General features: G+C 70.1%; 11 protein-coding genes. 1 reads left to right on the top strand and 10 read right to left on the bottom strand.

Features of this window, described 5'->3' with window-relative positions:
* Nucleotides 1–184: 184 nt before the first annotated feature.
* From ACF089_RS32815 to ACF089_RS32780, 8 genes are all read right to left on the bottom strand, one after another.
* Entirely contained in the window at nucleotides 185–841 is a 657-nt protein-coding gene (locus tag ACF089_RS32815; RefSeq protein ID WP_392034790.1) for a TetR/AcrR family transcriptional regulator, read from the bottom strand.
* A gap of 150 nt (nucleotides 842–991) precedes the next feature.
* On the bottom strand, nucleotides 992–2,329 hold the full coding sequence (locus tag ACF089_RS32810) for a dicarboxylate/amino acid:cation symporter (RefSeq protein WP_392034787.1): 1,338 nt from the start codon (nucleotides 2,327–2,329) through the stop codon (nucleotides 992–994).
* Nucleotides 2,330–2,760: 431 nt separating this feature from the next.
* Nucleotides 2,761–3,003: a DUF4229 domain-containing protein gene (locus ACF089_RS32805; protein ID WP_392034969.1), complete on the bottom strand. Its 243-nt coding sequence runs from the start codon at nucleotides 3,001–3,003 to the stop codon at nucleotides 2,761–2,763.
* Nucleotides 3,004–3,146: 143 nt separating this feature from the next.
* Complete coding sequence (mqnE, locus tag ACF089_RS32800; RefSeq protein ID WP_392034784.1) at nucleotides 3,147–4,310, bottom strand: aminofutalosine synthase MqnE; 1,164 nt, start codon at nucleotides 4,308–4,310, stop codon at nucleotides 3,147–3,149.
* 89 nt (nucleotides 4,311–4,399) lie between these two features.
* Entirely contained in the window at nucleotides 4,400–4,855 is a 456-nt protein-coding gene (locus ACF089_RS32795; RefSeq protein ID WP_392034782.1) for an Lrp/AsnC family transcriptional regulator, read from the bottom strand.
* A gap of 139 nt (nucleotides 4,856–4,994) precedes the next feature.
* Complete coding sequence (locus ACF089_RS32790; RefSeq protein ID WP_392034779.1) at nucleotides 4,995–5,669, bottom strand: UbiX family flavin prenyltransferase; 675 nt, start codon at nucleotides 5,667–5,669, stop codon at nucleotides 4,995–4,997.
* An 85-nt stretch (nucleotides 5,670–5,754) separates the two neighbouring features.
* Entirely contained in the window at nucleotides 5,755–6,657 is a 903-nt protein-coding gene (mqnP, locus tag ACF089_RS32785; protein ID WP_392034776.1) for a menaquinone biosynthesis prenyltransferase MqnP, read from the bottom strand.
* Between the two features lie 37 nt (nucleotides 6,658–6,694).
* On the bottom strand, nucleotides 6,695–8,146 hold the full coding sequence (locus ACF089_RS32780; RefSeq protein WP_392034773.1) for a menaquinone biosynthesis decarboxylase: 1,452 nt from the start codon (nucleotides 8,144–8,146) through the stop codon (nucleotides 6,695–6,697).
* Between the two features lie 90 nt (nucleotides 8,147–8,236).
* On the opposite strand from ACF089_RS32780, the gene ACF089_RS32775 reads away from it, so the two are divergent.
* Entirely contained in the window at nucleotides 8,237–8,545 is a 309-nt protein-coding gene (locus ACF089_RS32775; RefSeq protein ID WP_392034770.1) for a PLD nuclease N-terminal domain-containing protein, read from the top strand.
* Nucleotides 8,546–8,660: 115 nt separating this feature from the next.
* Here the strand turns inward: ACF089_RS32775 and ccsB are convergent, their stop codons facing one another.
* Nucleotides 8,661–9,737: a c-type cytochrome biogenesis protein CcsB gene (gene ccsB / locus ACF089_RS32770; protein ID WP_392034768.1), complete on the bottom strand. Its 1,077-nt coding sequence runs from the start codon at nucleotides 9,735–9,737 to the stop codon at nucleotides 8,661–8,663.
* Nucleotides 9,734–11,491, bottom strand: a complete 1,758-nt coding sequence (locus tag ACF089_RS32765; RefSeq protein ID WP_392034766.1) for a cytochrome c biogenesis protein ResB — start codon at nucleotides 11,489–11,491, stop codon at nucleotides 9,734–9,736. The genes ccsB and ACF089_RS32765 overlap by 4 nt, the downstream gene beginning before the upstream one ends.
* Between the last annotated feature and the right edge of the window lie 5 nt (nucleotides 11,492–11,496).

Raw genomic sequence — 11,496 nt, 5'->3', positions numbered from 1 at the left:
GCCCCGACAGACCCCGGGCACGCCCCGGCACCTGTCGAAAGTGCCCCGGCACACCCCCGGCCGACCGGCACGGTCGCTCACACCCCTCGGACCGGCCCACCCCGAACCGCCTCGCGGCGGGCCGCGGCGACCCGGTGTCGTGTCGCGGGCGCGCGCCGGGGCCTCCCACGCCCGGCGCGCGCGGTCAGCGGGTCGTCCAGCGGTCGCCGCGCATCAGCTGCCCCAGCCCCACCCAGGCGAAGTTCATGAGGGTCGAAGCGGCCTCCTTGGCGGAGACCTCGCCGTCCTCGTTGCGCCATCCGGCCAGCGACTCGGCCGCGCCCACCAGGGCGTGGGCCAGCCCGGCCACATCGCGGGCGGCCAGCTCGGGCTCGCGGCGGGCGGCGCGGGCCTCGGCCGCGGCCGCGCCGATCAGCCCGGCGACGAAGGCCACGATCGCGTCGCGCATCGCGGCGACCTCCCGCGCGAACGGCTCCCCGTGCGTCCGCGCCTGCCGGTGCAGCACCGCCCAGCCGTCCGGATTCTCCGCGGTGTGCGCGAAGAAGGCGTTGAGCCCGGCCCACAGCTGCCGGTCGGCGGGAAGATCCGGGTCGATCGCGGTCTGGACCGCGCCGAGCAGCGCCTCGGCCTCCCGCCGGATACAGGCGGTGAACAGCTCTTCCTTGGAGTTCAGATAGAGATAGACCAGCGGTTTGGACACGCCGGCCAGCTCCGCTATCTCGTCCATCGAGGCGACCCGATACCCCCGCCGCCCGAAGGTGCGCACTGCGGCGTCCATCATCTGCCGCTCGCGCACGGCCCGCGGCAGCCGCTTGTTCCGCACGCCTCTCACAGCACCCATGCCCGAAATTCCCCCTCGCACGAACCCGGCACCACCCCCTGGTGCGCGGTAAGCCTACGGCCGTTCACCAGCGCCGGAACGCGCCGAGGCCCCCGCCCTCCCCCGGTGCGGTACGCGGGGGTGTGCGGGGGCCTCGGCGCGTTCAGCGGCTCACGCGGCGACCGGCGCCGGCCGGGTGTCCTCCGGCGTCTCGTCGATCGGGGAGCTGGTGGCCGAGGTGTACGCGTCGTGGTCCAGGATCTTCTCCCGGGCGGCGACGATCACCGGCACCAGCGCCTGGCCCGCCACATTGGTGGCCGTGCGCGCCATGTCCAGGATCGGCTCGATCGCCAGCAGCAGGCCGACGCCCTCCAGCGGCAGACCCAGCGTGGAGAGGGTCAGGGTCAGCATGACCGTCGCACCGGTCAGACCGGCCGTGGCGGCCGAGCCGACCACGGAGACGAAGACGATCAGCAGATAGTCCTGGAGCGTCAGCGTCACATCGAAGAACTCCGCGATGAAGATCGCCGCCAGCGCCGGGTAGATCGCGGCGCAGCCGTCCATCTTGGTCGTCGCGCCGAACGGCACCGCGAAGGAGGTGTACTCCTTGGGCACGCCGAGGCGCTCGGTGACCTTCTGGGTGAGCGGCATGGTGCCGACCGAGGAGCGGGAGATGAAGGCGAGCTGGATCGCGGGCCAGGCGCCCCGGAAGAAGTGCACGGGGTTGACCTTGGCGACGGTCGCGAGCAGCAGCGGGTAGACGCCGAAGAGGACCAGGGCGCAGCCGATGTAGACGTCGGCGGTGAAGGTCGCGTACTTGCCGATGAGGTCCCAGCCGTAGTCGGCGATGGCGAAGCCGATGAGGCCGACGGTGCCGAGCGGGGCGAGGCGGATGACCCACCACAGGGCCTTCTGGAGCAGTTCGAGCACGGCCTCGCTGAGGCTGAGGATCGGCTTGGCCTTGTCGCCCAGGGCCAGGGCCGCGATTCCGGCGACGGCGGCGAGGAAGACGATCTGGAGGACGTTCAGCTCGGTGAAGGGGGTGATGACGTCGGTGGGGACGATTCCGGTGAGGAAGTCGATCCAGCTGCCCTCCTTCTTGGGCAGCGCGCCGTCCTTCGGGGTGAGGCCGGTGCCCTCGCCGGGGTTGGTGAGCAGGCCGATGGTGAGGCCGATGGCGACCGCGATCAGCGAGGTGATCATGAACCAGAGCAGGGTCTGGCCGGCCAGCCGGGCGGCGTTGTTGACCTTGCGGAGGTTGGTGATCGACACCAGGATCGCGAAGAAGACGAGCGGGGCGACGGCGAGCTTCAGCAGCTGGATGAAGATGTCACCGATGTGGCCCAGGGTCTCCTTGAGCCAGCCGACGCCGAATTCCCTGGCTATCCAGCCGAAGAGGACGCCGAGCACCAGACCGGCGACGATCTGGGCCCAGAACGGGACCTTGGGTATACGGGACCGGGGGCCCGAGGGCTTCCCGGTCGTGGTGGACGCGGTGTTCGCGGACACGGACACACTCCAGAGCGGCATATGGGGAGAAAGTGAGCGGGGAGGGGCGGCGCCCGTGCGCGAGGGGCTGTCGGCGGGCAGGGCCGGGTCAGACCGGGCGGCGACAGACCGCGGACATGCAGCGGCAGAGGGCGACATGCACGCGCGCCACGAGCGGAGGGCTCGCGGCATCGAGGAGGCGCACTGCTGACGTCATGTCCGATACGTTAACACTTGAACTTTGAGATCCTCAAAGCTTTACTTTGGGATCTTCGCCACTCTTGACCGGCGCGACCGGGCGGGACCCGGCGCGGCCCCGACGAGACCCGGGACCCGGGGGCCAGTGAGGCCCCCGCGAGACCCGGCGCGGGACGCCCAGGCCCCCGGAAACGCCCGTACGCCCCCGGCCGCGGCGGGCCAGGGGCGTACAGGTACAGAAAAAAGGGGGGAGGTCAGTCCTCCTGGGTGCGGTTGGCCTCCATCCGCGCCTTCGTCCGCTCCACCTTGCCGACGATCTGCGCGGACATCGCGTCACGCTGGCCGCGCAGCAGCACGAAGCTCAGCGGCGCGGAGATCACCATGGCCAGCAGCACGACCCACATGAAGTTGGAGTCGCCGAGACCCTTGGGCAGGATCCCGAAGTGGACCAGGGCGGCCACCACAGCGAAGCAGCCGACGAATACGGCGAGGCGCATGCCCGTGTACTTGATCGCGGCGCTCGACTTGGATGACACGGCGGGGCCCACTCTCTCTACGTATGACAGAACCTGCCAAACCAGTGAAACATGTGCCCCGAACCGCCCTGACGGCGGCCGGGGCGAGGCGGCCGGGCCGCCGCTCAGACGCGCATGGCCTGCGGCGTCTCACGGAGGCCGGCGTCCGGCCCCGGGTACTCGCGGATGATCTCGTACCGGGTGTTCCGCTCCACCGGGCGGAATCCGGCGTCGCGGATGAGGTCGAGCAGATCGTCGCGGGTCAGCTTGTTCGGCGTGCCGTAGTTGTCCGCGTCGTGGGTGATCTTGTACTCGACCACCGAGCCGTCCATGTCGTCGGCGCCGTGCTGGAGCGCGAGCTGCGCGGTCTGCACCCCGTGCATCACCCAGAAGACCTTGACGTGCGGGACGTTGTCGAAGAGCAGCCGGGAGACCGCGAAGGTCTTGAGCGCCTCCGCGCCGGTCGCCATCGTCGTCCGCGCCTGGAGCTTGTTGCGGACCTTGCCGTCCTTCATGTCCACGAAGTCGTGCTGGTAGCGCAGCGGGATGAAGACCTGGAAGCCGCCGGTCTCGTCCTGGAGCTCACGCAGCCTCAGCACATGGTCGACGCGGTGGCGGGGCTCCTCGATATGCCCGTACAGCATCGTCGACGGGGTCTTGAGCCCCTTGCTGTGGGCGAGGCGGTGGATCCGGGACCAGTCCTCCCAGTGGGTCCGGTGGTCCACGATGTGCTGGCGGATCTCCCAGTCGAAGATCTCCGCGCCGCCGCCGGTGAGCGATTCGAGGCCGGCCTCGATCAGCTCGTCCAGGATCTCCGAGGCCGACATGCCCGAGATGGTCTCGAAGTGGTGGATCTCGGTGGCGGTGAACGCCTTCAGGGAGACCTCGGGGAGGGCTTCCTTCAGCGCGCTCAGCGAGCGCGGGTAGTACCGCCACGGCAGGTTGGGGTGGAGCCCGTTGACGATGTGCAGCTCGGTGAGGTTGTCGTTCTCCATCGCCTTGGCGAGGCGGACGGCCTCCTCGATGCGCATGGTGTACGCGTCCTTCTCGCCCGGCTTGCGCTGGAACGAGCAGTACGCGCAGGACGCGGTGCACACATTGGTCATATTGAGGTGGCGGTTGACATTGAAGTGCACGACGTCGCCGTTCTTACGCGTGCGCACCTCGTGGGCGAGACCGCCGAGCCAGGCCAGATCGTCCGAGTCGTAGAGCGCGATGCCGTCCTCGCGGGACAGCCGCTCCCCGGCCCTGACCTTGTCCTCCAGCTCGCGCTTGAGCCCAGCGTCCATGCGCCCGCCTCCCATGTCTGACGTCAATCGGGCTCCGACAACGTTACTCCCCCGCTCTTGACAGCGAAGGACGCCCCCGTCCCCGTCCGTCAGCCCTGCTCCGGCAGGTCTCCGACCCGGTTCTCCCACTTGGTGGAGAGCACGATCGTGGTCCGGGTGCGGGAGACCCCGCGGGTCCCGCTGAGCCTGCGGATCGTCTTCTCCAGCCCGTCGACGTCGCCGACCCGCACCTTGAGCATGTAGGAGTCGTCGCCGGCGATGAACCAGCAGTCCTCGATCTCGGCGAGGTCCCGCAGTCGGCGCGCCACGTCCTCGTGGTCGGCGGCGTCGGAGAGCGAGATGCCGATGAGCGCGGTGACCCCGAGGCCGAGCGAGGCGGCGTCGACGGTGGCGCGGTAGCCGGTGATGACGCCGGCCGCCTCCAGGCGGTTGATCCGGTCCGTGACGCTGGGTCCGGAGAGACCGACGAGCCGTCCCAGCTCCGCGTACGAGGCCCTGCCGTTCTCCCGGAGGGCCTGGATGAGCTGTCTGTCCACCGCGTCCATGTGCCTGGAGCCTTCCTTAGTTTCCGAACCTGAGGCGCGCAGGGCCGAACCCTGCCATTCCTGAATTCCTGCATGAAGAGCGGGAGTAGATCCGTCCGGTTCCCGGACCGGGGTCCGCCCCGGATCCCGCGGCGACCGGTCAGCCCTGGCGCAGGCCCCCCAGCTCGCCCTTCCAGCGCCGGTACAGGGTGTGCGGCACGCCCACCGCGTCCAGCGCCCGCCCGGCGACGAAGTCCACCAGATCCTGGATGTGCGTCGCGCCCGCGTAGAACGCCGGGGACGCGGGCAGGACCACCGCGCCCGCCGTGTCGAGGGCGAGCAGATGGCCGAGGGTCTGGCCGTTCAGCGGGGTCTCCCGCACGGCGACGACCAGCGGCCGCCGCTCCTTGAGAGTCACGCTCGCCGCGCGCTGGAGAAGATCCTTGGAGAGCCCGAGGGCGACTCCGGCGACGGACGCCGTGGAGGCGGGCACGATCAGCATCCCCCGCGCGGGGTACGAGCCCGAGGACGGTCCGGCGGCGAGATCGCCCGCCGCCCAGTGGCGTACGCCGTCCAGCTCCACCCGGAAGACGTCCGGTTTGCCGTCCGCGCCCCGGGAGAGCCACTCGCGCAGATCGTCGCGCCAGTGGGCGTCCCGGAAGGAGATCCCGGTCTCGTCGAGCAGGGTCAGCCGGGACGCCCGGGAGACCACCAGATCGACGCTCTCCCCCGCGTCGATCAGCCCGCGCAGCACGGCGGCGGCATACGGTGTCCCGGAGGCTCCGGAGACTCCGACGATCCACGGACGGCGGGGGGTGTTCTGTGCTGGCTCCACACCGGGAGCCTATCCGGAGCGCCGCCGGAGCCGTGTGCCAGGCGCTGGGGTCCGACGGCCGGCCCGGGCAGGGCCCGGGCCCGCGTCACGCGCTCAGGCCGCGCACCAGCAGATCCAGCAGGGCGCACACGAACAGGCTGATCCCGATGAATCCGTTGACGGTGAAGAAGGCCCGGTTCAGCCGGGACAGATCGTGCGGCCGCACCACGGTGTGCTCGTAGACGAAGGCCACGGCCACGATCACCAGCCCCGCCCAGAGGAACACCCCGGCGTCCGTCGCCAGCGCGAACCACACCAGCAGCGCGGTGGTCACCACATGCGCGGCCCGCGCCCCGTACAGCGCCGCCGGCACGCCGAAGCGCGCGGGCACCGACCGTACGCCCTCGGCGCGGTCCGCCCGGACGTCCTGGGTGGCGAAGATCAGGTCGAAGCCGCCGATCCAGACGCCGACCGCGAGACCGAGGATCACCGCGTCCCAGGACCAGGTCCCGGTGACCGCGAGCCAGGCCCCGATCGGGCCCATGGCCTGGGCCAGCCCGAGAATCGCGTGCGGGTAGTCGGTGAACCTCTTGCCGTACGGATAGACCACCATCGGGACCACGGCGACCGGCGCGAGGATCAGGCAGAGCGGATTGAGCAGCGCCGCCGCGCCGAGGAAGAGGGCGAGGGCGATCAGCGCCCCGGTCCACGCGGAGCGCACGCTGACCGCGCCGGTGACCAGCTCCCGGCCCGCCGTCCGCGGGTTCCGGGCGTCGATCTCGCGGTCGATGATCCGATTGCAGGCCATCGCGAAGGTCCGCAGCCCGACCATGGCCACGGTGACGAGCAGCAGCGTCCCCCAGTGGACGGTCCCGTCGTCGAGGAACATCGCGGTGAGGGCGGCGATGTACGCGAACGGCAGCGCGAAGACCGAGTGCTCGATCATCACCAGCCGCAGAAAGCTCTTCGTCCGGCCCGGCCCGGGGACGGCCTCGGCGGAGGCGGTCACCGGCGCGCTCCGGGAGCGGTCGCGAGGGGCCTGCGGCTCACAGCCCGTACTCCTTCCAGCGGCGGTCGACCAGCGCCGCCGTGTCGGGGTCGGACTCGACCATGTGCGGCCAGCCGCCGTCTCGCACGTACCCCTCCTCGGGCCACTTCGCCGTCGCGTCGATGCCCGCCTTGCCGCCCCAGAACTGCTGGTAGGAGGCGTGGTCGAGATGGTCGACCGGGCCCTCGGTGACGGTCAGGTCGCGCGCGTAGTCGGTGTTGCCCAGCGCCCGCCAGGCGACCTCGTGGAGATCGTGGACGTCGCAGTCCTTGTCGACCACCACGATCAGCTTGGTCAGCGACATCATGTGCGCGCCCCAGATCGCGGACATCACCTTCTGGGCGTGCTTGGGGTACTTCTTGTCGATCGAGACGATGGCGCAGTTGTGGAAGCCGCCGGACTCCGGCAGGTGGTAGTCGACGATGTCCGGGACGATGATCTTCAGCAGCGGCAGGAAGAAACGCTCCGTCGCCCGGCCCAGCGGACCGTCCTCGGTCGGCGGGCGGCCCACCACGATCGACTGGAGCAGCGGCTTGCGCCGCATGGTCACACAGTCGATGGTGAGCGCGGGGAACGGCTCCTGCGGGGTGTAGAAGCCGGTGTGGTCGCCGTACGGACCCTCCGGGAGCGTCTTCCCCGGCTCCAGCCACCCTTCGAGGACGACCTCCGCCTGCGCGGGGACCTGGAGGGGGACGGTCTTGCAGTCGACCATCTCGATCCGCTTGCCCTGGACGAAGCCGGCGAAGAGGTACTCGTCGATGTCGCCGGGGAGCGGCGCGGTGGAGGCGTACGTCACCGACGGCGGGGCGCCGAAGGCGATCGCGACCGGCAGCCGCTCGCCCCGGCGGGCGGCGACCTGGTAGTGGTTGCGGCTGTCCTTGTGGATCTGCCAGTGCATGCCGATGGTGCGGCGGTCGTGCCGCTGGAGGCGGTAGAGCCCGAGATTGCGGACCCCGCTCTCCGGGTCCTTGGTGTGGGTGAGCCCCAGATTGAAGAAGGAGCCGCCGTCCTCGGGCCAGGTGAACAGCGCGGGCAGCCGGTCGAGATCGACCTCGTCGCCGCGGAGGACGACCTCCTGCACGGGGGCGTCCTTCACCTTCTTCGGAGGTACGTGGACCATCGAGCCGAGCTTGCCGAACGCCTCGCGCACCCCGACGAAGCCGTGCGGCAGCTCGGGCTTGAGCAGTCCGCCGATCTTGTCGCTGATCTCGGAGTAGGACTTCAGGCCGAGCGCCTTCAGCAGCCGGCGGTCGGTCCCGAAGACGTTCATCGCCAGGGGCATGTCGGAGCCGCGCACATTCTCGAAGAGCAGCGCCGGTCCGCCCGACTTGTTCACCCGGTCGACGATCTCGCCGACTTCCAGATGCGGGTCGACCTCGGCCTTGATCCGCTTGAGGTCTCCCTCGCGTTCCAGTGCCCTGAGCAGGGAGCGAAGATCGTCGTAAGCCATACGCCCCAGTATCCGGTACCGGTTACCCTGGCCGCGTCACCGGGGCCGGTTTCCGCGCCCTGCCGCCTCGTACTGGGGGACCGTAAGACCATGCTCAGGTATCTGCCCTTTCTGCTGGTCCTGGCGCTGTGGATCTACGCCTTCATCGACTGCCTGAACACTCCTGAGAAGGAGGTCAGGAATCTGCCGAAGGTCGCGTGGGTCATCATCGTGCTGCTCTTCGGACAGGTGCTTCTCGGACCGGTCGCCTGGTTCATCGCGGGCCGGCCGCGCAAGACCGCGGGATACGGCGGCGCGCGCGGCGGCGGCTGGGTGGCGCCGGACGACAATCCGGAGTTCCTGAAGTCCCTGAAGGACGAGGAAGACAAGAAAGAGAAGAAGAACGACGACGAGGCGTGAGCGGCACGGCCGAGCCCCGCGCCCGCCCGGGTTCGCGGGCGGGGCGCGGGGCTCGGTCGTGGGGCCTGCTCCGGCGCGCCCGGTGACGCTGTCACCGGGTCACGCGGTCACGCGGTCACGCGTAGGAGTGCAGGCCGTCCACGAAGATGTTGACGCCGTAGTAGTTGAACAGCCAGCAGGCGAAGGCGATCAGCGCCAGCACCGCCGCCTTGCGGCCCTTCCACCCGGCGGTGGCCCGCGCGTGCAGGTAGCAGGCGTACGCGACCCAGGTGATGAAGGACCAGACCTCCTTGGGGTCCCAGCCCCAGTACCGGCCCCAGGCGTCGCCCGCCCAGATCGCGCCCGCGATGATGGTGAACGTCCACAGCGGGAAGATCGCCGCGTTGACCCGGTACGCGAACTTGTCCAGCGAGGCGGCCGACGGCAGCCGCTCCATCACCGAGACGACGAAGTTGCCGGGCGTGACGCCCCGCGCGCGCTTGCTCTCGTAGGAGTCGCGGAAGAGATAGAGCAGGGTGCCGACCGCGCCGAGGTAGAACACCGCACCGCAGAAGATCGCGGTGGAGACGTGGATCCACAGCCAGTAGGAGTCCAGCGCGGGCACCAGCTGGTCGCTGGCGGTGTAGAGCCAGGTGGTGGCGATGCCCAGGTCGATGAGGACCGTTCCGACGAGCGGCAGTCCCATCCAGCGGACGTTCTTCCCGGCCACGAGGAACGCCAGATACGCGCCGACCAGCACCGTGGAGAAGGTGATGGAGAACTCGTACATGTTGCCCCAGGGGGCGCGCTGCACCGAGAACGCGCGGGCCGCGACCCCGCCCGCCTGGACGGCGAAGGCGACCACGGTGAGCGCGATCGCGATCCGGCCGTACAGATCGCCCTTGAAGGTGCCGCCGGCGGCCCCTGGGCCGTCCGGCACGTCCCGGACGCCGGGCCCCGTGCGGGTCACGACCTTCGGCTTGTCCAGGACGGCGGTGCCGCCCTCCTGGCCGCGGGCCCGGTCGGCCGTCGCGGCGGCGGGGGCCCGCTCGTCGGTCAGCGCGGCGGCCGTACGGCCCACCTTGCTGCGGCTGCCGAAGACCCACTCGGCGATGTGCGCGAGGAAGGCCAGGGTGTAGACGGCCATCGCCGAATAGATCAGCGTATTGCTGATCTGGGCGAGATTCTCGTTGGTTGCGGCGGCGAGAGTCACTTCCCAGCCCCTTCGGCAGAAACTTCCACGGGATCGGTTCGATCGTCGGAATCGTTCGGTGGGTCGTGCGGCGGATCGTTCGGCGCGGCGTCCGCCTCAGCGGGCGCGGTGGGCGCCCGCTCGTGGAGGGCGAGCGCCAGTTCGGACAGCTCCTCCGGCAGTCTCGGCGATTCGCTGCGGCCGAGGCCGGCCATCTCGACCACCGTCACCCCGTCGGCGCCGCGCACGGCCCGCACCCAGACCCGGCGGCGCTGTACGAAGAGCGAGCCGACCAGGCCCGCGATCGCTGCGATCGCGCCGCCGAGCGCCCAGCCGTTGCCGGGCGACTCGGAGATCTGGAAGCTGGCCCACTCCTTGACCTCACGCTCGAAGGTGATGGAGCCCGCGCCGTCCGGCAGCTTCATCGTCTCGCCGGGCAGCAGCCGCGCGGCGAGCTTGTCGCCGTCCTCGTCCTTGAACTGCTTCATCTTGCGGGTTTCGAGCTGGTACACGTTCTGCGGCAGACCGGCGTCGACGCCCAGGTCGCCGGTGAAGCCGGTCAGCGCCAGCACCGGGGAGTCCAGACCGGGGTAGGTGGAGAACATATTGCCCTCGCCGTGCCCGGCGAAGGTCGGCACGAAGAAGGCGCTGAAGCCCAGCTGGGTCTTCTTGCCGTTCTTGCCGCGATAGCCGTCCATCACCTTGATCGCGCCGGTGGAGGTCACATTGGCGTCCCTCGGCAGCAGCGGCACCGCGTCCTGGTAGACGACCTCGCCCCGGCCGTCGCGGACGGTCACGACGGGCGCGTACCCGTGCGCCAGCAGATAGACCTTGGTGCCGTCGACGACCAGCGGCTTGTTGACCTCGATCTTGGCCTTCTGGTCCTCGCCGCCCGGCTTGGACCAGGTGACGGCGGCCTCGAAGGTGCGCGGAGTGCCGCGCTGGGGGCCGTTCCGCTCGTAGGTGCCGGTGAAGCTGTCCAGCATGAAGGTGAACGGGACCAGGTCGTCGGTGTCGTAGAGGGTGCCTGACCGGAAGTCGTCGTAGTGGGTGAGGGTGTTCGAGAATCCGTCGCCCTCGACGATCAGCTTGCCGCCCTCGGACTTGAAGAGCTGCCCGGCGGCGAACGCCACCAGCATCACGATCAGCGAGACATGGAAGACCAGATTCCCGGCCTCGCGGAGAAAGCCCTTCTCGGCGGCGACCGCGCTCTTGACGGTGTGGGCGCGGAATCTGCGGCGCTTCAGTATCGACAGCGCCGCCTCCCGCACCTCCTCGGGCGCGGCCTCGGTGCGCCAGGTGGTGTACGCGGGCATCCGGTTCAGCCGGCCGGGCGCGCCCGGCGGACGGCTGCGGAGCTGGCCCACGAACTGCCAGGTGCGCGGGACGATGCAGCCGATCAGGGAGACGAACAGCAGGATGTAGATCGCGGAGAACCAGACCGAGCTGTAGACGTCGAAGAGCTGGAGCTTCTCGAAGACCGGCGTCCAGCCCTCGTTCTCCTCCTTCCACGCCCGCACCTTCAGATCGTCGACGCTGTTCTGCGGGATCAGCGAGCCGGGGATCGAGCCGAGCGAGAGCAGCAGCAGCAGGATCAGCGCGACCCGCATGGAGGTCAGCTGCCGCCAGAACCAGCGGAACCAGCCGGTCAGGCCCAGTGTGGGGCCGCCGGTCGGCTCCTCCCTCGGGGTGGTGGAGAGCCTGGCGCCGGCCTCGGCCTCGCCGGCCCTCCCGTCCTCGGCCGCGGTCGTGCTCTCGGTCTCTGTCTTGCTCATTGGTG

This window comes from Streptomyces sp. NPDC014894 (genome assembly GCF_043080985.1).
Classification (GTDB): domain Bacteria; phylum Actinomycetota; class Actinomycetes; order Streptomycetales; family Streptomycetaceae; genus Streptomyces.
This window is presented reverse-complemented; position numbering and strand designations above follow the sequence as displayed.